Genomic DNA, 23,173 nt, shown 5'->3' with positions numbered 1-23,173 from the left:
CAACCTCATCTCAGCAATCTGTCGTACCAGTGTCGGGGAATGTGCGCCCCATCTCAAGAGAAGCGTTGATTAAATGCGAGCATTGATATGAAATTGCCCTGCGTCATCAATTGACACTCTCTGCGTCCCGGTGAAGGAACTACCATGAAAAAACGCACTAACCGACTGCTGTTCAGCATGTTGTTCGGAGGGTCGCTGCTGGCAGCCACCCTGTTTCCCGTTCTGCCGCTCTACGCGGCTGAAGCCCCAGCGACAACCCAGGTCAGCAAACCGCTGACGATTATCGACCTTTCAGAACTGCAGATCGACGGTGCCGCCGCGCTGGTTCTGACCTTCAGTCAGCCGCTCGATGAGAAACAGGATTTCGCGCAGAGCGTCAGGCTGACCGACGACAAACAGGGCCGGGTGGATGGCGGCTGGGAGCTTTCCGGCAATCGCAGGACGCTGCGCTTCCGCCATCCCGAACCCTCACGTCACTTTACCGTCACGGTCGCGGCGGGCCTGCGCGCCGCCAGCGGTGAGACGCTGGCCGCCGGTTACAGCCAGAAAATCGTCACCCGTGATATCCAGCCGATGGTAGGCTTTGCCAGCCGCGGCTCTCTGCTGCCGCTGCGCATTACTCAGGGGCTGCCGGTGCTGGCGCTCAACGTGGATCAGGTCGATGTCGATTTCTTCCGGATAAAGAATGCGGGCCTGGCGGAATTTCTCGCGCAGTGGAACTACGGCAACAATCTCTCTACCTGGCAGTCTGAAGATCTGCTGAAAAGTAGCCAGCTGGTCTATTCCGGGCGCTTTGCACTCAATCCGGCGCGCAACACCCGCGAAAAACTGCAGCTGCCGATGAGTGATATCGCCGCGCTGCAGCAGCCAGGCGTCTATCTGGCCGTGATGAAGCAGGCCGGGACCTATCGCTACAGCCAGCCTGCCACGCTTTTCACCCTCAGTGATATCGGCCTGTCGCTGCATCGCTTCCCGGCGCAGCTCGAACTGTTCGCCCAGAGCCTGGCTAACGGCCAGCCGTTGTCTGGCGTCAGCGTCCGGTTGCTGGATGAGAAAGGGCAGGTGCTGCAGAGCGGCACCAGTGACGGGAGCGGCCATCTTCGCCTCAGAGCGGAGGAGAAGGGCAAGCTGCTGCTGGCCGTGCAGGGTGAGCAGACCTCGCTGATCGACCTGGCGCGTCCGGCGCTGGACCTGGCGGAGTTTCCGGTGGCCGGGCCGCAGGGCTACGAGAAACAGCTGTTTGTGTTCGGGCCGCGCGACATCTATCGGCCCGGTGAAACGGTCATCGTCAATGCGCTGCTTCGCGATGCCGATGGCAAGCCGTTGCCCGCCCAGCCGATTAAAGCCGAGCTGGTTCAGCCCGATGGTCAGGTGATGCGGACATTTGTCTGGCAGCCGGAAGCCGGGCTCTATCAGCAGCGTCTGCCGATCCCTGACGCCGCCATGACCGGCGACTGGATGCTGCGGCTCAATACCGGCGATAACCTTAAGCGCGAGTGGCGGTTCCACGTCGAGGATTTTTTGCCGGAGCGCATGGCTTTAACCCTGAAAAGCGACCCGCAGCCACAGCCCGCGGATGCCAGCATTGAGTTTGGTATCGAGGGGCGCTACCTCTACGGCGCGCCTGCGGCGGGTAACACGCTGCAGGGGCAACTCTATCTCCGGCCCGCGCGCGAAGCGGTGGCGGCCCTGCCGGGTTATCAGTTTGGCGACATTACCGAGGACGGGCTGAAGCGCACGCTGGATGAGGTGGAGCTGAAACTCGACGCCAGCGGTAAAGCGACGCTCGCGGTCGAAAATCAGTGGGATCAGCTGCACTCGCCGCTCAGCCTGATCCTGCAGGCCAGCCTGCTGGAAACCGGTGGCCGCCCGGTAACGCGCCGGATTACGCAGGCGATCTGGCCCGCCGGGGCGCTGCCCGGCATCCGGCCGCTGTTCGGCAACAAGGCGGTCTATGACTACCGCACTGACCGCTACCACGATGAGCCTACCGTACCGGAAGGCGGACTGGCCGAATTTGACATCGTCTATGCCAGCAGTCAGGGCAAAAAACTGGCGGCAGATAAGCTGACGGTGCGACTGATTCAGGAGCGCCGCGATGACTACTGGAGCTTCTCAGACAGCGAAGGCTGGCAGTCGCAGTACAGCAATAAAGATCTGCAGGAAGATGAGCGGATTATCGCGGTGCCTGCAGACGGCAGCACCCGGGTCAGTTTCCCGGTCGAGTGGGGCCACTACCGGCTGGAAGTCCAGGCGGGCGAAAAGATCGTCAGCAGCGTGCGGTTCCAGGCGGGATATGACTGGCAGGACAACACCAACGGCACGGGCGCATTGCGGCCCGATCAGGTCAGGCTGAAGCTGGATAAAGCGGCCTATCAGCCTGGTGACACGGTGCACCTGCAGGTTGAATCACCGGCCGCCGGGAAGGGCTATCTGATGGTGGAGTCGGCCAGCGGCACGCTCTGGTGGCAACCGCTGACGGTGCCGCAGGGTGGCATCCAGGTCGATGTGCCGGTAGCGGAGAGCTGGCGGCGACACGATCTTTACTTCAGCGCCATCGTGGTGCGCGACGGCGATAAGGCCAGCGGTGCCACGCCGAAACGTGCGGTGGGGCTGCTGCATCTGCCGATGGCAACAGAGGCGCGGCGTCTCACTCTGACGCTGGATGCGCCCGACAAAATCCGGCCTGAACAGACGCTGACGGTCAGGGTTCATGCCAGTCGTGACGGCGGCCTGCTGCCTGAAAAAGTCAATGTACTGCTCTCTGCGGTGGACAGCGGTGTGCTGAGCGTAACGGATTTCAGAACGCCCGATCCATGGCAGGCTTTCTTTGGCCGCAAACGCTATAACGCCGATCAGTATGATGTCTTCGGGCAGCTGATCGACGGCGGGGGCCGGCTGGCGGCGCTGCGGTTTGGCGGCGACGGGGATGACGATTCGATGACGCGCGGCGGTAAAAAACCGGTTACGCACGTCAATATTGTGGCGCAGCAGCTTCAGGCGGTAACACTGGATAAAGCGGGCAACGGCGTGATAACGCTGCCGGTTCCGGCTTTTAACGGAGAGCTGCGGCTGATGACCCAGGCCTGGAGCGAGGACAGCTTCGGGGCGGCAGAGCGCAGGCTGACCGTGGCGGCACCGCTCATCAGTGAGCTGGCGACCCCGCGCTTCCTCGCCAGCGGCGACTCGGCGTCCCTGGCGCTGGATATCACCAACCTGACGGATCTGCCGCAGACCCTGAGCGTGGATCTGAGCAGCACCGGGCTGGTGGATCTGGCCGGTGCGGCCAGCCAGCGCGTGACGCTGGCCAAAGGTGCGCGCACGACCCTGCAGATTCCGGTCACGGCGAAAACCGGCTTTGGTGATGGTGCGGTGACGGTGGCCATCTCCGGGCTGAATCTGCCCGGCGAGACGCTGCGGCCCATGAAACAGCAGTGGAAAATCGGTGTCAGGCCGCCTTATCCGGCCAGCACGCTGAGCTTTGATGCGGTCATTAATCCTGATCGGCCCTGGCAGGTCGCGGCCGCCGCCTTTACCGGGCTGGATCCTCAGACCCTGAGCGGACAGCTGACGCTGAGCAATCGTCCGCCGCTCAATATTGCCCGCTATATCAGCGCGCTTTATGCCTATCCGTACGGCTGCCTGGAGCAGACCACCAGTGGCCTCTGGCCGTCTCTCTATACCCGCCACGCCGAACTGAGCGCGATGGGAATAAAAACCAGCAGCGATGAGGCGCGCCGGGCCGCGATCGATACTGGCATAGCCCGCCTGGCCGGGATGCAGCGGGCCAACGGCAGTTTCGGGCTGTGGGATAAACAGAGTGAAGAGGAGTTCTGGCTGACGCCTTACGTAACGGACTTCCTGCTGCGTGCCAGCGAGGCGGGCTATGCGCTGCCGGATAATGTGGTGGATCGCGCGAACACCCGTCTGCTGCGCTATCTGCAGGATCCCACGCAGATTAGCGGTGGCGACAGTGACAGTCACGCCGCCCTGCGGTTCAGCGTTCAGGCTTACGCCGGACTGGTGCTGGCGCGTCAGCAGCGCGCGCCGCTGGGGGCGCTGCGCGCGATCTATGAGCAGCGTGAGCATGCCCGCTCCGGTCTGGCGCTGATGCAGCTGGGTGTGGCGCTGAAGCTGATGGGTGACGGGCAGCGCGCGCAGCAGGCGATCATGCAGGGGGCCACGCTGACGCGACCAGAAAAAACCTGGTATGGCGATTACGGCAGCACGGTGCGCGATGAGGGGATGATGATCGCCCTGTTAGCGGAGTATAAGCTGCAGCCTCAGCTGCAGAACAGTCTGCTGCTGGCGCTGTCGAAAGAGGTCAACGGTAAACGCTGGTTCTCAACCCAGGAAAATAACGCGCTCTGGCTGGCGGCTCACACGCTGCAGCAGGGGCAGGGTGGCGGCTGGCAGGCGCTGCTGGCGGGCTCGCCACAGCCTTTGCAGGGCGATGCGCCACTGAACAGAGGGCTGGGGGCTGAGCGGTTATTGCAGGGCGTTGAGGTGCAAAATCCGGGCAGTGCGCCGCTCTATGGTCGTCTGGATGTCACGGGCTATCCGCTGACCGTGCCACCACCGGAGAGCAACCAGCTCGGAATAAAACGCGACTATTTCACTCTGGATGGTAAAGCTGCCGATCTCAGCAATCTGCGCAGCGGTGAACTGCTGGTGGTCCGTCTGACCGTTTCTTCGAAGCGTAGCATCAGCGATGCGCTGGTGGTGGATCTGCTGCCTGCCGGACTGGAGCTGGAAAACCAGAACCTGGCAGACAGCAGCGCCAGCCTCGGTGACAGTGCGGATGCGCTCAAAGAGAGCATGGGTGACATGCAGCAGGCGGACATCAGGCACATCGAGTTCCGCGACGACCGCTTTGTTGCCGCGCTGGCGATCGACACTTATCGTCCCGCGACGCTGGTCTATCTGGCGCGGGCGGTAACGCCGGGCCGTTTCCTGATGCCGCCACCCCAGGTCGAATCGATGTATGTGCCGGAGTGGCGCGCGACCGGTAGCACACCGTCGCAGCTGCACATTCAGTAAGTGACGGGACCTGTGATAAAACGCAGTCGCCTCAACAGGCGGTGGCTCGCGCTGCTGCTTTTTTTCCTGATGCTGTGGCTGGCGGTCTGGGGGCTGGATCGTCTGTTCCCGCTGCCGCTTAAGCAGGTGCAGCCCGCGCGGGTAGTGGTGGCCAGCGACGGTACGCCATTATGGCGTTTTGCCGACGGCAACGGGATCTGGCGTTATCCGGTAACGCCGGAGGAGGTCGCACCGGCCTATCTGCAGGCGCTGCTCACCTATGAAGATCGCTGGTTCTGGTATCACCCTGGCATCAATCCGCTGGCGCTGCTCCGTGCCGCCTGGCAGGATCTGCGTCATCAGAGCGTCATTTCTGGCGGCAGTACGCTGACGATGCAGGTGGCGCGCCTGATCGATCCGCAACCCCGTACGCTGCGCGGCAAGCTGATCCAGGCGTGGCGGGCGCTGCAGCTGGAGTGGCATCTCTCGAAACGTGACATCCTGACGCTCTACCTGAACCGCGCCCCCTTTGGTGGCACGCTGGAGGGTGTGGGGGCGGCCAGCTGGAGCTGGCTCGGAAAAGCGCCGTCGCAGCTGACGCCGGGCGAGGCGGCGCTGCTGGCCGTCCTGCCCCAGGCGCCCAGCCGCCTGCGCCCCGACCGCTGGCCCGACAGGGCGGAGGCCGCCCGCAACAAAGTGCTGGATCGGCTGGCGGAGTATCACATCTGGTCTGCTGAGCAGGTCGCGGAAATCCGTCAGGAGCCGGTCTGGCTGCCGCCGCGCCAGATGCCGCAGATGGCGCCGCTGCTGGCCCGGCGACTGCTGTCCGTCAGTCACCGCGACAAGATTGTCTCTACGCTCGATCCCGCCCTGCAGCGTGAACTGGAAAACCTGGCGCTGAATGTTAAAAATCAGCTCCCGCCACGCACCTCGCTGGCGATGCTGGTAGTCGATCACACCACGATGGCCGTGCGTGGCTACGCAGGTTCGGCTGACTTCAGCGACGACAGCCGGTTTGGGCATGTCGATATGATCGCCAGCGTGCGGTCGCCCGGCTCGGTGTTAAAACCCTTTGTTTACGGCATGGCGCTGGATGAAGGGCTGATCCATGCCGAATCGCTGCTGCAGGATGTGCCGCGCCGCTTCGGCGATTACCGGCCCGGCAACTTCGACACCGGCTTTCACGGGCCGGTCAGCGCCAGTGATGCGCTGGTCCGATCCCTGAATCTCCCCGCTGTTCAGCTGCTGGAGGCGCTGGGACCGAAGAATGTTACAGCGCGCCTGCGCAATGTCGGTCTGCCGTTACGTTTTCCATCTGGCGCCGAACCGAATCTTTCGCTGATTCTGGGCGGCACCGGCGCGCGCATGGATGAGCTTGTGGCGGCCTACAGCGCCTTTGCCCGCCACGGCTACGCCGCTCAGCTGCGCTGGATGCCCGATCAACCCTTGCAGCAGCGGCCGCTGCTGTCGCCGGAATCGGCGTGGATCATCCGGCGTATTCTGGCTGGTGAAGCCCAGCCTGCGGCCAGTGGCATCGTCCCCGACGTGGTGCCTCTGGCCTGGAAAACCGGCACCAGTTATGGCTATCGCGATGCCTGGTCGGTGGGCATCAATCCCCGCTATCTGATCGGCGTCTGGGTCGGGCGACCGGATGCCACGCCCGTCGCCGGACAGTTCGGTTTTGCCTCTGCCGTGCCCGTGATGAATCAGATCAACAGCCTGCTGATGAGCCGCCTTAACCGGCGGGATGTTCCGGTCGATCCGCGCCCGGCGACGGTAACGGTGGCGACTATCTGCTGGCCTGGCGGTCAGCCGCTGCCCGACGGGGATGAAAACTGTCGGCAGCGCCGGCAGAGCTGGGTCGCCGCCGGAACACTGCCGCCCACGCTGCTGGCTGCCGGGCAGGAGAGCCTCAGCGGATTGCACCTGAGCTACTGGCAGAACCGGCAGGGGCTGCGCGTGGCCGCCGATTGCCCCGATGCGACCCGCCGCGAACTGCTGGTCTGGCCGCTGCCGCTGGAGGCCTGGCTGCCGCCTCAGGAGCGGCGCGCACAGCGCCTGCCGTCGGTGGATATGCGCTGTCCGCCGTTACAGCAGGGCAGTGGCGCACCGCTGATCGTCACCGGCGTGACGGAGGGACAGATCGTCAGACCGCTGCCGGGCAGAGGTTCGCTGACTATCCCGGTTGCGGTACAGGGCGGGCAGGGCACACGGCGCTGGTGGTTTCTGAATGGTGAACCGCTGGTGACGCAGGACGCCGCCACACACCTGGCGCTGGCGCACGATCGACCCGGTGAATATCAGCTGGTGGTGATGGATGAAGAGGGGGGCGTGGTCTCGGTCACTTTCCGGCGGGATTGACGATTTTTTGCGCTAAATCATAATATTGGCGCCTCTGCTTCGACTCAGATCAAGAATTTTCACCAAATTAGGGATCTCTGATAGGCAATGCCGGACTCAGCCCCTATAATCGGCGCCGTTTCTTAACCGGGGCGGATGCCACCGGTTTCTTCAGAACGTCAAGACAGAGGTCATCATGGCAATCGAACGTACTTTTTCTATCATCAAGCCAAACGCCGTCGCTAAAAACGTGATTGGTGCTATCTACAACCGTTTTGAGAGCGCAGGCTTCAAAATCGTTGGCGCAAAAATGCTGCAGCTGAGCAAAGAGCAGGCTGAAGGTTTTTACGCTGAGCACCAGGGCAAGCCATTCTTCGATGGCCTGGTTGAATTCATGACCTCTGGCCCGGTTGTTGTTTCCGTGCTGGAAGGTGAAAATGCCGTTCAGCGTCATCGCGACCTGATGGGTGCCACTAACCCGGCAAACGCACTGGCTGGCACACTGCGTGCTGACTACGCTGACAGCTTCACCGAAAACGCGACCCACGGTTCAGATTCTGCTGAATCCGCGGCCCGCGAAATCGCCTACTTCTTCGGCGAAAACGAAATCTGCCCACGTACCCGTTAATCGCCTGGCGATAAACGTTACAGCGGCTTTACAAAAATCTGCCTGGGGGAGGTGACTCCCGCCTGTTATCAGGCCGCAGATGTTGTACAATATTGCGCCTTCATTGACTCCGCTTAATGAAGGCGCAATTTTTTCACCTATCCCTGAACAGCGCCATAACGTGTAACAACGAGGCCAGAGAATATTATGTCCGAACAGATTGTGACGTCCGCGTCCGCATCCCCCATTGTCGTTTCCCCGAAAAGCCAGAAAATCAACCTGCTCGATCTCAACCGTCAGCAGATGCGCGAATTCTTCCAGTCGCTGGGCGAAAAGCCGTTCCGCGCTGACCAGGTCATGAAGTGGATCTATCACTACTGCTGCGACGATTTCGAGCAGATGACCGACATTAATAAAAAGCTGCGTAACCGGCTGATGGAACTGACGGAGATCCGCGCGCCAGAAGTGGCGGAAGAGATGCGCTCCACCGACGGCACCATTAAATGGGCGATTCGCGTGGGCGATCAGCTGGTGGAAACGGTCTACATCCCGGAAGGAGACCGCGCCACGCTCTGCGTCTCTTCCCAGGTTGGATGTGCACTGGAGTGTAAATTCTGTTCGACCGCACAGCAGGGCTTTAACCGTAACCTGCGGGTGTCAGAAATTATTGGTCAGGTGTGGCGCGCGGCGAAGATTGTCGGCGCAGCTAAAATCACCGGCCAGCGTCCTATCACTAACGTTGTGATGATGGGCATGGGCGAGCCACTGCTCAACCTCAACAACGTGGTTCCGGCGATGGAGATCATGCTGGATGACTTCGGATTTGGTCTGTCGAAGCGTCGTGTGACCCTCTCCACCTCTGGCGTGGTGCCTGCCCTGGATAAACTGGGCGATATGATTGATGTCGCGCTGGCGATCTCCCTGCACGCGCCTAACGACAAACTGCGTGACGATATCGTACCGATCAACAAAAAGTACAATATCGAAACCTTCCTGGCGGCGGTAAAACGCTACATCGGCAAATCCAACGCCAATCAGGGTCGCGTAACGATTGAGTACGTGTTGCTGGATCATGTTAATGACAGCACAGATGATGCGCATGAACTTGCCGCATTACTGAAAGAAACACCGTGTAAAATCAACCTGATTCCCTGGAACCCCTTCCCGGGCGCGCCGTATGGCCGTAGCTCAAACAGCCGCATCGATCGTTTCTCCAAGGTCCTGATGGACTACGGTTTTACCACTATCGTGCGCAAAACCCGAGGCGACGACATTGATGCTGCCTGCGGTCAGTTAGCCGGAGAGGTCATCGACCGTACCAAGCGGACCATGCGGAAAAAGATGGCGGGTGAAGCCATCTCTGTGAAGGCGCTCTAGAAGCGTAATCGCAGACGTTTCCTGACGGGATAACGCGTGGCAGGCTGCTGCCTGTGAACGTCAATCGGAGGGAAACGATTATGCGTAACGGATTACTGCTGGCGCTGTTAGTTGTAAGCGGGTGTGTCAGTCAGCCTCATCAACCCGGCGCCGCAGAGGTGCGTCTGCAACTCGGCATGCACTATCTGGCCGGGGGCGACTACGCCGCCGCAGAGCGAAACTTCCTGCGTGCGCAGGCCGCCGCTCCCGGGGATTACCGGGTCTCGCTTGCGCTGGCACGACTGGCACAGGCGCAGGGGAATCAGACAGCGGCGCAGGCTCGCTTTATACTGGCACAGCAGCAGGCGCCGGATAATGGTTTCGTCGCTAACAATTACGGTGCGTTTCTCTGCGCTTTAAGGCAGTATGATGAAGCGCATCAACAGTTTAGTCGGGCAAGAGCAGCACAGCAGTCTGATGCACGTAATGACGCGCTTGAGCTGGCAGGATATTGTTATCTGCAGGCTGGCGAATATGCCGCAGCCCGCAGGACGCTACGGCTGGCCATTGAAGCAGACCGTCGCAAGGCGGACGCGTTGCTGGCTGAAGCTGAAAAGCAGATGAGTGATAACCATCTGACAACCGTGCCGGTTTTGCTCGACGTTTACCAGCACTCGCTGCCTGAAACGGCACGAAGTCTGGCGTTACACTTACGTTTCGCCGCGCTACAGGGAAATGCCGCTGACGTTTTACGTTATGGCGACCAGTTAGCGCGACGTTTTCCGCAATCGATACAGTACCAGCGTTATTTAGCTAATGAATACTGAAGCCACTCAAGAAAACTCTGCATTACACTCTACAGGCGAACGCCTGCGTCTGGCTCGTGAGCAGATGGGGCTGACGCAGCAGAACGTTGCTGAACGCCTGTGCCTGAAACTGACCACCGTGCGTGATATCGAGGAAGATAAATCACCTGTCGATCTCGCCTCGACGTTTTTGCGCGGTTACATCCGCTCCTATGCGCGTCTGGTGCACATTCCTGAAGAGGAACTGCTGCCGATGATGGCGAAACAGACGCCGGTCCGGGCAGCCAAAATTGCGCCCATGCAAAGTTTCTCCCTGGGCAAGCGCCGCAAAAAACGCGATGGCTGGCTGATGATTTTCACCTGGCTGGTGCTGTTTGTTGTCGTGGGGCTGACCGGTGCCTGGTGGTGGCAGAACCACAAGGCGTCACAGGATGATCTGGTGTCAGTGACCGATCAGAACGGCAGCGGAGATAACAGCCAGTCTATTCCGCTGGGTGAAACCAGCGGTGACAGCGCGACCCCGGCGGCGCCTGACGAAAGCAACAGCGCCAACAGCGACAACAGTGCAGCAGCCAGCACGCCTGCCACGGCGGCACCGGCTGCCAGCGCCAGCAACAGCACCGCCACTACTCAGCCGGATGCGGCCAGCAACACTGTGGTGTCGCCGAGCCAGGCACCGACAGAGAATACGGCGGCAGCGCCTGCTGCGACCAGCAGCACCGGCACCGCCTCTCAGATGCCCGTCGGAGCTGCCGCAGTCAGTGAACCTGCAGCTGACCCGAATGCGGTCGTGATGACCTTCACTGCGGACTGCTGGCTGGAAGTCAGCGATGCCACCGGCAAAAAACTGTTCAGCGGCACGCAGCGCAGTGGTGGTAAACTCAGCCTGGCAGGAACACCTCCGTATCGTCTGAAAATTGGCGCGCCATCGGCGGTTCAGGTGCAATATCAGAATCAGCCCGTTGATTTAAGTCGTTTTATCCGTAATAACCAGGTTGCTCGCCTGACATTGGGTGCGCAATAACAGCGTATTCTGTACCGGGCAATTGTGGAGAAGAAATATATGCATAACGAAGCACCCATTATCCGTCGTAAATCTAAACGTATTTACGTCGGCAAGGTGCCGGTCGGTGACGGCGCCCCAATCGCTGTTCAGTCGATGACCAACACCCGCACCACGGACGTGGAAGCGACGGTAAATCAGATCAAAGCCCTTGAGCGCGTCGGTGTCGACATCGTGCGTGTCTCGGTGCCTACCATGGATGCCGCAGAAGCATTCAGGCTGATCAAGCAGCAGGTAAACGTGCCGCTGGTGGCAGATATTCATTTTGACTACCGCATCGCCCTGAAAGTGGCTGAGTATGGCGTCGACTGTCTGCGCATCAATCCCGGTAATATCGGGAACAATGAGCGCATCCGCATGGTCGTCGACTGCGCACGCGACAAAAATATTCCTATCCGGATTGGCGTTAACGCCGGTTCGCTGGAAAAAGATCTGCAGGAAAAGTATGGCGAACCGACCCCGCAGGCGCTGCTGGAATCCGCCATGCGCCACGTCGACCATCTTGACCGCCTTAACTTCGACCAGTTTAAAGTCAGCGTAAAAGCGTCTGACGTCTTCCTGGCCGTCGAATCCTATCGTCTGCTGGCGAAGCAGATCGAACAGCCGCTGCATCTCGGCATTACCGAAGCGGGCGGCGCGCGTGCCGGTGCGGTGAAATCCGCGATCGGACTCGGCCTGCTGCTTTCCGAAGGCATCGGCGATACGCTGCGTATCTCGCTGGCGGCCGATCCGGTCGAAGAGGTCAAAGTCGGCTTCGATATTCTCAAGTCACTGCGCATCCGTTCCCGCGGCATTAACTTCATCGCCTGTCCGACCTGCTCACGTCAGGAGTTCGACGTGATCGGCACGGTCAACGCGCTGGAGCAGCGTCTGGAAGATCTGATCACCCCGATGGATGTCTCTATCATCGGCTGTGTGGTCAACGGACCGGGCGAAGCGACCCTCTCGACGCTGGGCGTGACCGGCGGCAGTAAGAAGAGCGGCTTCTACGAGGATGGCGTGCGTCAGCGCGATCGCCTCGACAACGACAATATGATCGACCAGCTGGAAGCGCGTATCCGTGCCAAAGCGTCGATGCTGGATGCCAGCCGCCGTATCGACGTGCAGCATCTGGAAAAATAATGGCGTGCGCGGCCTGCGTACGTGACTTTTTTGACTGAACCTGTGCGGTTTCATCCTCATAAGGTATGATGCCGGACAGGTTTTTTTGCATTAAGAGATTTTAACGTGGCGAAGAATATTCAGGCGATTCGCGGGATGAACGACTACCTGCCTGCGGATACGGCCCTCTGGCAACGGATTGAAGGCGTGCTCAAGCAGACGCTGGCGAGCTACGGTTACAGCGAAATTCGCTTACCGCTGGTGGAGCAAACACCACTGTTTAAACGCGCCATCGGTGAAGTCACCGATGTGGTTGAAAAAGAGATGTACACCTTCGAGGACCGCAACGGCGAAAGCCTGACGCTGCGCCCGGAAGGGACCGCAGGCTGTGTGCGCGCCGGTATTGAACACGGCTTACTCTATAACCAGGAGCAGCGTCTCTGGTATATGGGGCCGATGTTCCGCTATGAGCGTCCGCAGAAAGGCCGCTATCGCCAGTTCTACCAGATCGGCGTGGAAGTCTTTGGTCTGCAGGGACCGGATATCGATGCGGAACTGATCATGTTGAACGCCCGCTGGTGGAAAGCGCTTGGGATCGCCGATCATGTCCGTCTGGAACTGAACTCTATCGGTTCGCTGGAAGCGCGCGCGCACTATCGTGACGCGCTGGTCGCGTTTCTGGAACAGCATAAAGCGTCGCTGGATGAGGATTGCAAACGCCGCATGTACAGCAATCCGATGCGCGTGCTCGACAGCAAAAATCCTGAGATTCAGCAACTGCTGAACGATGCGCCGCAGCTTGGCGACTATCTGGATGACGAATCCCGCGAACACTTCAGCGGCCTGTGTGCCCTGCTGGACGATGCCGGCATCGGCTATACCGTCAATCAGCGTCTGGTGCGCGGGCTGGACTATTATAATCGCACCGTGATCGAGTGGGTCACCGATAGCCTGGGTTCTCAGGGCACGGTCTGCGGCGGCGGCCGCTACGATGGCCTGGTCGAGCAGCTCGGCGGTCGCGCCACGCCAGCCGTAGGTTTCGCGATGGGAATGGAGCGGCTGGTGCTGCTGGTTCAGGCCGTTAACCCGGAATTTGAACCGACGAGCAATGTGGATGTCTATGTAATCGCTTCCGGTCAGGGCGTGCAGTCTGCTGCGATGCAGCTGGCTGAGAAACTGCGCGACGAAGCGCCGGAACTGCGGCTGATGACAAACTTCGGCGGCGGCAACTTCAAAAAACAGTTTGCCCGTGCTGACAAGTGGGGCGCGCGCGTCGCGCTGGTGTTAGGCGAGGATGAAGTCAAAGCGGGTCAGGTCGTGATTAAAGATCTGCGCCGTGGCGAGCAGCAAACGCGGGATCAGGCAGAGGCTGCTGCTGTATTACGTTCGCTGTTACAGTAAGCGTGACGCAGCACCAACCATAGAAAGGAGAAGGATTGCGTGGAAGTGTATAGCAATGAAAACGAGCAGACTGAAGCGCTGCGCAACTTTTTTGCCAACAATGGGAAAGCGTTAGCCATTGGCGTGGTAATCGGCATTGCTGCGCTGGGGGGCTGGCGTTACTGGAGCAGTCATCAGGACGATACGGCGAAGACAGTCTCCGCAGAGTATCAGCAGCTCACCACCGCCATGCAGGCGGACAAACCTGAGACGCTGGAAGCCGTTAACCGTTTTGCCAGCGAAAACAGCAACACTTACGGTGCGCTGGCCGCGATGGATCTGGCAAAGCAGTATGTCGACGCCGGTCAGCTTGATAAGGCCGCAACGCTGCTGCAAAACGGACTGAAAGATACCAAAGATGCCAATCTGCAGGCGGTGATTAACCTGCGCCTGGCACGCATTCAACTGCAACAGAATCAGGCGGACGCGGCGCTTAAGACCCTTGACGGTGTGAAGGGTGATGGCTGGACAGCCATTGTGGCCGACATCCGCGGCGAAGCGCTGCTGACTAAAGGCGACAGGCAGGGCGCGCGCGATGCCTGGAGTAAAGGGGTGGAGTCTGACGCCTCTCCGGCACTGAAGCAAATGATGCAGATGAAGATGAATAACTTAAGCTAAGCCAGTCAAGAGAGAGCGCATGGAATTACGTAAATACCTGCTGCCGGGACTGATTTCAGTCACTTTGCTCAGCGGTTGTTCGCTGTTTAGCGGCGAAGAAGATGTAGTGAAAATGGCCCCGTTGCCTCAGGTGGAAAATCAGTTCACGCCACAGAAAGTCTGGAGCACCTCGGTAGGCGATGGCGTCGGTGATTTCTACTCAAACCTGCATCCTGCCTGGCAGGACAGCACGGTTTACGCTGCTGACCGCTTTGGTATTGTCAAAGCACTGGATGCCGCAGACGGTAAAGAAAAATGGAAGGTCGATCTCTCTGAGAAAACCGGCTTCTTTTCGAAAAATCGTTCCGCGCTGTTATCTGGCGGCCTGACGGCAGATGGCGACCGCGTCTATGTCGGCAGCGAACGCGGACAGGTTTATGCCCTGAACAGCAGTGATGGCAGCCTGGCCTGGCAGACCAAAGTCGCCGGTGAAGCGCTGTCGCGTCCGGTGGTCAGCGATGGCCTGGTGCTGATTCACACCAGCAACGGTATGCTGCAGGGTCTGGACCAGAGCAGCGGTGCCGTGAAGTGGAGCGTCAACCTGGATATGCCAGCGCTGTCTCTGCGCGGTGAGTCTGCCCCTGCGGTCGCATTTGGCGGCGCTATTGTGGGGGGTGACAACGGACGCGTCAGTGCGGTTGTGATGAACCAGGGTCAGCTGATCTGGCAGCAGCGGATTTCTCAGGTGAGCGGCGCCACAGAGATTGACCGTCTTAATGATGTCGATACGACGCCGGTGATCGTCAACGGGGTGGTTTACGCGCTGGCTTACAATGGCAACCTGACGGCACTGGATCTGCGTTCCGGTCAGATTTTGTGGAAACGCGAAATTGGCGGCGTGAAGGATCTGATTGTCGATGCGGGCCGCATCTACCTGGTGGATCAGGACGACCGTGTGATCGCACTGAATGCTGACGGCGGCGTGGCGATCTGGCGTCAGAGCGATCTGCTGCATCGCAACCTGACCTCACCAGTGCTCTACAACGGCTATCTGGTGGTCGGCGACAGCGAAGGCTATCTGCACTGGCTGAACACCACCGACGGTCGTTTCGTCGCACAGCAGAAACTGGACAGCTCAGGCTTCCAGACCGAGCCGGTGGTCGCCAGCGATAAGCTGCTGATCCAGTCGAAAGATGGTGAGGTTTACGCGATTACCCGCTAACGGGTAAACGTCCGGCAGGGAAAATCCTCCGTTCCGACGGCTCCTGATTTAATCAGGGGCCGTTTCGTTTTTAGTCAGGCATGGTATTCTTTGCGCCTTAAGCCTGAACTTGACGGCCAGAGCCGTTATAATCACGCCATTCGGGCGATTCATTTTCTATTGAGGCATTTTGTTATGGTACCTGTGGTCGCGCTGGTTGGGCGTCCCAATGTGGGAAAATCTACGCTATTTAACCGCTTAACCCGCACTCGTGATGCGCTGGTAGCGGATTTTCCTGGACTGACTCGCGATCGCAAATATGGTCGCGCCGAAGTGGAAGGGCGCGAATTTATTGTTATCGATACCGGCGGTATCGACGGCACCGAAGAGGGCGTCGAAACGCGGATGGCTGAGCAGTCACTGCTGGCGATTGAAGAAGCGGACGTCGTGCTGTTTATGGTTGACGCGCGTGCCGGCATGATGGCGGCCGATCAGCAAATCGCGAAACATCTGCGTTCCCGTCAGAAAGCGACCTTCCTGGTGGCGAACAAAACGGACGGACTGGATCCGGATCAGGCAGTAATCGACTTCTACTCCCTGGGCCTGGGCGAAATCCATGCGATTGCCGCCTCCCACGGTCGTGGCGTCACCAGCCTGATCGAAACGGCGCTGCTGCCGTGGATGGAGAAGGTTGAGCAGGTCGAACTGACCGAAGAAGAAGAGAACCAGGCCTACTGGGCGGCGCTGGACGCTGAAGAGTCGGCGGGACAGCAGGCTGCAGAGGAAGAAGAGAACTTCGACCCGACGGGCCTGCCGATCAAACTGGCGATTGTTGGCCGTCCGAATGTAGGTAAGTCAACGCTTACTAACCGTATCCTCGGTGAAGACCGCGTTGTGGTCTATGACATGCCGGGCACCACCCGCGACAGTATCTATATTCCGATGGAGCGCGACGAACGTGAATACGTTCTGATCGACACCGCAGGCGTGCGTAAGCGTGCCAAAATCTCAGACACCGTTGAGAAATTCTCGGTCATTAAGACGCTGCAGGCGATCGAAGATGCCAACGTGGTTATGCTGGTTATCGATGCCCACGCCGGTATTTCCGATCAGGACCTCTCGCTGCTGGGCTTTATCCTCAACAGTGGCCGTTCGCTGGTGATTGTGGTCAACAAATGGGATGGCCTGTCGCAGGAAGTGCGTGACGAAGTCAAAGAGACGCTGGACTTCCGTCTGGGCTTTATCGATTTCGCGCGTATCCACTTTATCTCTGCGCTGCACGGTAGCGGGGTGGGTAACCTGTTCGAGTCGATCACCGAAGCCTATGACTGTTCGACCCGTCGCGTAAACACCTCGCTGCTGACCCGTATCATGAACATGGCGGCAGATGACCATCAGCCACCACTGGTGCGCGGCCGTCGCGTGAAGCTGAAATATGCGCACGCCGGAGGCTATAACCCGCCTATCGTGGTGATCCACGGTAATCAGGTTAAGGATCTGCCGGACTCTTACAAACGCTACCTGATGAACTACTTCCGTAAATCACTGAACGTGATGGGAACACCTATCCGCATTCAGTTCAAAGAGGGTGAAAACCCTTATGAAGGCAAGCGTAACCTGCTGACACCGACTCAGCAGCGTAAGCGTAAGCGTCTTATGGCGCACATGAAAAAGAACAAGCGTTAAACGGAGAGGGCCAGCAGGCCCTCTTTTTTTGCCCGAAACCGGCTACCGGAAGTGCAGAATGTGTGAGCGTTGTGAAACCTGTCAGCATCCGCTGTTGCTCCGCGACGGTGAATTTATCTGTTCTGCCTGTGGCGCTCATTTTCCTGCGCAGCCCTGCTGCCCGACGTGCCAGGCGCCCCTTGAGGTGCTCAGAGCCTGCGGCGCAACGGACTATTTCTGCCGCAACGGACATGGCCTGATCGCCCGCGCGCGCCTGCTTTTCCGCTTACCGGCCCACTGAGCCTGCTTTTTCTCCTCTGCCAGGACCGGGTTACTGCGGCCTTTTTGTAGCAAAAATGCTATTGCGTCGTAACAAATGCGTTGTATATGTTCACTCTGTAATGTACCAGGTGGTACAATCCTGCCGCGTCGTGGGAGAGGCAGCGCAATTCATGCTCTTCCGGCCCACAGAAACTCACGGACGCGGGTCTGTTTATATTCGATTTGAAACTGAGCAACGCTCTGTGCAGCGCTAATCGCGCGGCAGAGTCAGGATGCGTCCTGTCCGGTCGCTCTGTTTATTCAGGAGAGTAAGTGTTATGGCTGAAACATCCTCCCGCTCCGGAAAGGGGCTGGGAATTGCATCCGTGCTGCTAGGGCTGGTGCTGCTTGCCACCGGTCTGTTTTTTGCCATCGGCGGCGGCAAACTGGTCGCCCTTGGCGGCAGCTGGTACTTTTTAATTGCGGGTATCGTCACGATCCTCTCCGCAATTCAGTTCTTCCGCCGCAAATCGTCGGCAGCGATTCTGTTCCTGCTGGTCTTCGTCGGCACCCTCATCTGGTCGCTGTTCGACGCGGGTCTGGAGTTCTGGCCGCTGGTCTCCCGTCTGATGGTGCCTGCCGGACTGACGCTGCTGGCCTTCCTGATCTGGCCTTCACTGCGCAGGCAGGAAGGTAAGCACGCACTGGCAAAACCCGCTTATCTCTTCTCTGCGCTGCTGGCAGCCGGCATGGTGGTGACCCTGGTGCAGATGTTCCAGCCGCACCCGACCGTGGCAGGTACAGGCGAAGAGCTGCCGCTGATCCCGGTGGATAAGGCAAAACAGCAGAAAGACTGGGACAACTACGGTAACACCCCTCAGGGCAGCCGCTTCGTCGCGCTGGATCAGATCACCCGCGACAACGTGAAAGATCTGCAGGTGGCCTGGACCTTCCGCACCGGCGATACCCCAATCAGCCCGACCGGTAACGGTGCAGAAGATCAGCAGACCCCTCTGCAGGTCGGCAACACGCTTTACCTCTGCACGCCGCACAACAACGTCATCGCCGTTGAAGCTAATACCGGTAAGCAGATCTGGAAACGCGAAATCAACGCTCAGGCGGAAGTCTGGCCACGCTGCCGTGGTCTGGCCTACTTTGATGCGACCAAACCGCTGCAGCAGCCAGACAAGCCTGACACCACCCCGGTGCCTGCCGCTGTGCTGCCCGCCGGCGACAGCTGTCAGCGCCGTATCCTGATGAACACCATCGATGCGCGTCTGATTGCCATCAACGCGGATAACGGTGAGTTCTGCGAAAACTTTGGTAATCACGGCATTGTCGATCTCAAAGCGGGCCTGGGTCAGGCGCCGGATCCGCAGTATCAGCTGACGTCCGCGCCAACCCTGGCGGGCACCACCGTGGTGGTCGGCGGTCGTGTTGCCGACAACGTGCAGACAGACATGCCGGGTGGGGTCCTGCGTGGCTTCGACGTCATCACCGGCCAGATGCGCTGGGCGTTTGACCCGGGCAACGTGGATCCGAATGCGATCCTGATGCCAGGCAAAGATTACACCCGCAGTACGCCGAACTCCTGGGCACCGATGTCTTACGACCCGGAAATGAACACCGTGTTTATTCCGATGGGCAGCTCGTCGGTTGACCTCTGGGGCGCAAACCGTACCGAACTGGATCACAAATATGGTGCGTCGGTTCTGGCGCTGGATGCCACCACCGGCAAAGAGAAATGGGTCTATCAGACCGTTCATAACGATCTGTGGGACTTCGACCTGCCGATGCAGCCAAGCCTGATCGACTTCCCGCAGAAGGATGGCAGCACCACGCCAGCGGTGGTGATTGGCGGCAAAACCGGCATGATCTTCGTGCTTGACCGTATGACCGGCAAGCCGCTGACCAAAGTCGAAGAGCTGCCGATGCCCCAGGGTCATATTCCGAACGAGCAGTACACCAAAACTCAGCCACACTCCACCGGCATGCCGCAGATTGGCAACCAGACGCTGAAAGAGTCTGACATGTGGGGCGCAACGCCGTTTGATCAGCTGGCGTGCCGCATTGGTTTCAAATCAATGCGCTACAACGGCCTGTTCACCGTACCGGATACCGACAAGTCTCTGAGCTTCCCGGGTTCGCTGGGGGGAATGAACTGGGGCAGCATGTCGATGGATCCGAACAACCATCTGCTGTTCGTCAATGACATGCGTCTGGGCCTGTGGGTGCAGATGATCCCGGCGGATACCCGCAACACGGCGCGCGGCAGCAACGGCGGTGAAGCGATCAACACCGGTATGGGCGCGGTTCCGCTGAAAGGCACGCCTTATGCGGTGAACAAAAACCGCTTTATGTCACCGCTGGGCATCCCCTGTCAGAAACCGCCATTCGGTACGCTGTCAGCGATCGATATGAAAACCCAGAAAATCGTCTGGCAGGTTCCGGTCGGCACGGTGCAGGATACCGGCCCGTTTGGCATCAAGATGCGCATGAAAATGCCAATCGGTATGCCAACGCTGGGCGGTACGCTGGCAACTCAGGGTGGCCTGGTGTTCATCGCCGGTACGCAGGATTACTATCTGCGCGCCTTTGATGCCTCAACCGGTAAAGAGGTGTGGAAAGCACGTCTGCCGGTCGGCAGTCAGGGTGGCCCGATGAGCTACGTCTCACCAAAAGATGGCAAGCAGTACATTGTGATCTCAGCGGGTGGCGCACGCCAGTCACCGGACCGGGGTGACTATGTGATTGCTTACGCGCTGCCAGACAGCAGATAACGACCAGCAAGCAAAAGGGCCGACACTGTCGGCCCTTTTTTTATTTCCCGTCACGCCAGAGCGCCTGCAGTTCAGGCGGCGCCACCTGTTCCGGAATCAGCAGCACGATGGTGCCGGACTCACGACGGGTCGCATACTGAATCTGAATGCGGAAATAGCGCTGGTCGCCGCTGCCCACCTGTGCGGCCTTCTCCTCGGGTTCACCCAGTGGCATGGCCTGCTCCAGCGCGTGACAGACCCGCTGCTTCTCAGGCGGAGGCAGTTCGCCCAGCATAAAGCGCCGCTCGGCGCGCAGCCCCGGAATAAAAGCCATGCCGCCTTCCCGTGCGACGACGACGGTAGCATCATCGGTAAGTTCGGGCAGGTCACTCATAGCACGCCAACCTCCTTCCACGCCTGTTCAATCGCCCCGCTGACCGACTGATTAAACCGTTTTTCGCCGTGCTGAACCGTGAAGCGGGCAAAGGTTTTGAAGTCCGCATCCTGCGGGAGTTCATCGTCACACAGGGTGTCATACCAGGCGTAACCCGCCTGTTCCCATGCATAGCCGCCCAGCGCCGTGGCCGCCAGATAGAACGCGCGGTTAGGAATGCCGGAGTTGATATGCACGCCGCCATTATCCTCGCGCGTTTTCACATAGTGATCCATATGCGCAGGCTGTGGGTCTTTGCCCAGCATCGGGTCATCATAGGCGGTGCCCGGATCAGACATGGATCGCAGGCCACGCCCGTTAATCCCTTTTGCCAGCAGACCTTCGCCGATAATCCAGTCCGCCTCATCGGCACGCTGTTTTTTACTGAACTGCTTCACCAGCGAGCCAAAGACATCGGACAGCGATTCGTTCAGCGCGCCCGCCTGCTCGAAATAGATCAGCCCGGCTTCATTTTCCGTGACGCCGTGGGCCAGCTCATGTGCCACCACGTCGATCGCAATCGTGAAGCGATTGAAGATCTCGCCGTCACCATCGCCAAAGACCATCTGCTGACCGTTCCAGAAGGCGTTCTGATACTTATCACCGTAGTGGATGGTACCCGGCAGCTTAAGGCCCTGACCATCCAGCGAGTTACGCTGATACGCCTGCCAGAAGAAATCGTAGGTCACGCCCAGATAGTCCCAGGCTTCATCCGCCGCCACGTCGTCATTGCCCGGCTGGCCCTCCTGGCGGATCAGCTTACCCGGCAGGGTCTGCTGGCGCTGGGCATCATAAATTTCACGATCCACATGACCGCCTGCGGCCGTTTTTGCCACTGCCGGCTTCTGCCAGTGTTCGGCCATCAGGTGCTGAACGTGGGTCAGGGTGCGGCGCGCCTGCTCCTGCTGATGGCCGGAACCGTGAGCGATGATCTTACGAAGGATATAGGGAGGAATAACGCAGTAAGCCATGTGAGACTCCTTGGCATCAGGAATGGTCCAGAAAGTATAGACCCTCAGGCTGGATGGGCCTCATCCGTGAGGCCAGCGTTAATCAGAGAAGCGGGCAGGGCGGCGGAATCAGGCGAGGTTTTTGCGGCGGCGTTTTTTCTCGGGCACTAACTGCGTGACCTGGCTTTCCACCCAGCCATCATCAAGACGGGTGCGCAGCAGGTCGCCGCTCTGAAGCTGTCCGGTGTTTTTCACCACCTGACCGGCGGTGTCGGTGGTCACGCTGAACCCTCGCGCCAGCGTGGCCAGCGGACTGACGCCTTCCAGCTGAGCGACCCGCTGACCAAAGATCTGTTTGCGGCTGTTCAGCTGTTTTTCCATGCTCTGCTGCAGGCGATAGTGCCAGCTCTGCAGCTGTTTCTGCGCCTCAAACAGACGCTGCTGCGGCTGCTGCGCGCTGAGGCGATGGAGCAGACGATCCTGCTGGCGCGTGGCGTGGCGCAGACGATTTTCCATCGCCTCACCCAGACGCTGCTGCAGACGGAACAGGGCCGTCTGCTGGCGGGCCAGGCGCAGCTGAGGATGCTGCTGTTGCAGGCGATGCTCCAGACGACTGTAGAGCCGCTGCTGGCGGGCCAGATAGTAATCCATCGCCATCTCCAGCCGCTGCTGCTGCGACTGTAACTGACGCAGCAGCTCAACCTGATTCCGGCTGACCAGCTCGGCCGCGGCGGAGGGGGTGGGCGCACGCAGATCCGCCACAAAGTCGGCAATGGTCACGTCCGTTTCATGGCCGACCGCGCTGACGATGGGAATGCGGCTGGCAAAGATGGCGCGCGCGACGCGTTCGTCGTTAAAGCTCCACAAATCTTCCAGCGATCCGCCGCCGCGACCGACAATTAACACGTCGCATTCATTGCGCAGGTTCGCGATTTCGATCGCCCGGACGATAGCCGCCGGGGCATCAACGCCCTGAACCACGGTGGGATAGATTACAACGGGCAGGGAGGGATCGCGACGATGCAGCACGCGCAACACATCATGCAGCGCCGCGCCGGTAGAGGAGGTGATCACCCCGACCTGACGCGCCGGGTCCGGCAGCGGTTGCTTGTGCTGTGGCTCGAACAGACCCTCGGTTGCCAGCTTTGCCTTCAGCAGTTCAAACTGCTGCTGCAGCAGACCTTCGCCCGCCGGATGCATACTTTCGGCAATCAGCTGGTAGTCGCCGCGCGGCTCATAGAGTGTGATATTGGCGCGGACCAGCACCTGCTGACCATGCTGAGGCCGGAAAGTCACGCGGCGGTTGCTGTTGCGGAACATGGCACAGCGAACCTGCGCGCCATCATCTTTCAGCGTGAAGTACCAGTGACCGGATGCCGGCTGGGTGAAATTGGAGATCTCGGCGCTGATCCAGACCAGGCCCATCTCTTTCTCCAGCAGCTGACGCACTGTCGTATTAAGGCGGCTGACGGTAAAAATATTGGCGATCGGTGGCAGCGACATGTGACGAAGATCAAATTCCAAATCAGGAGGTTAATTCATCGATACTACAGTCCTGCCAGAGCGGATCAAGAG

At 59.5% G+C, this 23,173-nt stretch carries 16 protein-coding genes; 13 read left to right on the top strand and 3 right to left on the bottom strand.

Annotated features, from left to right (window positions below; genetic code table 11):
* The first annotated feature begins 144 nt into the window (after window positions 1-144).
* The 13 genes from AB1748_RS15330 (at window position 145) to AB1748_RS15270 (ending at window position 20,236) form a co-directional block, all read left to right on the top strand.
* Window positions 145-5,040: an alpha-2-macroglobulin gene (locus AB1748_RS15330; RefSeq protein ID WP_367395694.1), complete on the top strand. Its 4,896-nt coding sequence runs from the start codon at window positions 145-147 to the stop codon at window positions 5,038-5,040.
* A gap of 12 nt (window positions 5,041-5,052) precedes the next feature.
* Window positions 5,053-7,380 carry a peptidoglycan glycosyltransferase PbpC gene (gene pbpC / locus AB1748_RS15325; RefSeq protein WP_367395693.1) on the top strand — a complete coding sequence of 776 codons (2,328 nt, stop codon included), beginning with the start codon at window positions 5,053-5,055 and terminating at the stop codon, window positions 7,378-7,380.
* Window positions 7,381-7,555: 175 nt separating this feature from the next.
* Window positions 7,556-7,987 (top strand): nucleoside-diphosphate kinase, encoded by a 432-nt coding sequence (ndk, locus tag AB1748_RS15320; RefSeq protein ID WP_003848684.1) that lies wholly within the window; start codon window positions 7,556-7,558, stop codon window positions 7,985-7,987.
* A gap of 186 nt (window positions 7,988-8,173) precedes the next feature.
* On the top strand, window positions 8,174-9,343 hold the full coding sequence (locus AB1748_RS15315; protein ID WP_111139148.1) for a bifunctional tRNA (adenosine(37)-C2)-methyltransferase TrmG/ribosomal RNA large subunit methyltransferase RlmN: 1,170 nt from the start codon (window positions 8,174-8,176) through the stop codon (window positions 9,341-9,343).
* 80 nt (window positions 9,344-9,423) lie between these two features.
* A complete protein-coding gene (pilW, locus tag AB1748_RS15310; RefSeq protein WP_111139149.1) occupies window positions 9,424-10,149 on the top strand; it encodes a type IV pilus biogenesis/stability protein PilW in 726 nt (241 codons plus the stop codon).
* Entirely contained in the window at window positions 10,139-11,152 is a 1,014-nt protein-coding gene (rodZ, locus tag AB1748_RS15305) for a cytoskeleton protein RodZ (protein ID WP_293772922.1), read from the top strand. The genes pilW and rodZ overlap by 11 nt, the downstream gene beginning before the upstream one ends.
* A gap of 39 nt (window positions 11,153-11,191) precedes the next feature.
* Window positions 11,192-12,313, top strand: a complete 1,122-nt coding sequence (ispG, locus tag AB1748_RS15300; RefSeq protein WP_111139151.1) for a flavodoxin-dependent (E)-4-hydroxy-3-methylbut-2-enyl-diphosphate synthase — start codon at window positions 11,192-11,194, stop codon at window positions 12,311-12,313.
* 105 nt (window positions 12,314-12,418) lie between these two features.
* A complete protein-coding gene (gene hisS, locus AB1748_RS15295) occupies window positions 12,419-13,693 on the top strand; it encodes a histidine--tRNA ligase (protein WP_111139152.1) in 1,275 nt (424 codons plus the stop codon).
* A gap of 39 nt (window positions 13,694-13,732) precedes the next feature.
* Window positions 13,733-14,350 carry a YfgM family protein gene (locus AB1748_RS15290; RefSeq protein WP_111139153.1) on the top strand — a complete coding sequence of 206 codons (618 nt, stop codon included), beginning with the start codon at window positions 13,733-13,735 and terminating at the stop codon, window positions 14,348-14,350.
* Between the two features lie 19 nt (window positions 14,351-14,369).
* Window positions 14,370-15,551 carry an outer membrane protein assembly factor BamB gene (bamB, locus tag AB1748_RS15285; RefSeq protein ID WP_111139154.1) on the top strand — a complete coding sequence of 394 codons (1,182 nt, stop codon included), beginning with the start codon at window positions 14,370-14,372 and terminating at the stop codon, window positions 15,549-15,551.
* A gap of 174 nt (window positions 15,552-15,725) precedes the next feature.
* Window positions 15,726-17,216 (top strand): ribosome biogenesis GTPase Der, encoded by a 1,491-nt coding sequence (gene der / locus AB1748_RS15280; RefSeq protein WP_111139155.1) that lies wholly within the window; start codon window positions 15,726-15,728, stop codon window positions 17,214-17,216.
* 58 nt (window positions 17,217-17,274) lie between these two features.
* Window positions 17,275-17,496 carry a zinc ribbon domain-containing protein gene (locus AB1748_RS15275; protein WP_293772910.1) on the top strand — a complete coding sequence of 74 codons (222 nt, stop codon included), beginning with the start codon at window positions 17,275-17,277 and terminating at the stop codon, window positions 17,494-17,496.
* 298 nt (window positions 17,497-17,794) lie between these two features.
* Window positions 17,795-20,236: a glucose/quinate/shikimate family membrane-bound PQQ-dependent dehydrogenase gene (locus AB1748_RS15270; protein WP_367395692.1), complete on the top strand. Its 2,442-nt coding sequence runs from the start codon at window positions 17,795-17,797 to the stop codon at window positions 20,234-20,236.
* 40 nt (window positions 20,237-20,276) lie between these two features.
* Here AB1748_RS15270 and AB1748_RS15265 read toward each other — a convergent pair whose 3' ends face one another.
* The 3 genes from AB1748_RS15265 to xseA form a co-directional block, all read right to left on the bottom strand.
* Entirely contained in the window at window positions 20,277-20,609 is a 333-nt protein-coding gene (locus tag AB1748_RS15265; RefSeq protein ID WP_111139157.1) for a protealysin inhibitor emfourin, read from the bottom strand.
* On the bottom strand, window positions 20,606-21,619 hold the full coding sequence (locus AB1748_RS15260) for a M4 family metallopeptidase (protein WP_111139158.1): 1,014 nt from the start codon (window positions 21,617-21,619) through the stop codon (window positions 20,606-20,608). The genes AB1748_RS15265 and AB1748_RS15260 overlap by 4 nt, the downstream gene beginning before the upstream one ends.
* Window positions 21,620-21,727: 108 nt before the next feature.
* Window positions 21,728-23,101, bottom strand: coding sequence for an exodeoxyribonuclease VII large subunit (gene xseA, locus AB1748_RS15255; protein WP_288476959.1), 1,374 nt, complete (start codon window positions 23,099-23,101; stop codon window positions 21,728-21,730).
* Window positions 23,102-23,173 lie beyond the last annotated feature (72 nt).

Source organism: Pantoea sp. Ep11b (genome assembly GCF_040783975.1).
In the GTDB taxonomy this organism is placed as follows: domain Bacteria; phylum Pseudomonadota; class Gammaproteobacteria; order Enterobacterales; family Enterobacteriaceae; genus Pantoea.
Note: the sequence above shows the minus strand (reverse complement) of the source record. Positions and strands in the feature narration are given on the sequence as shown.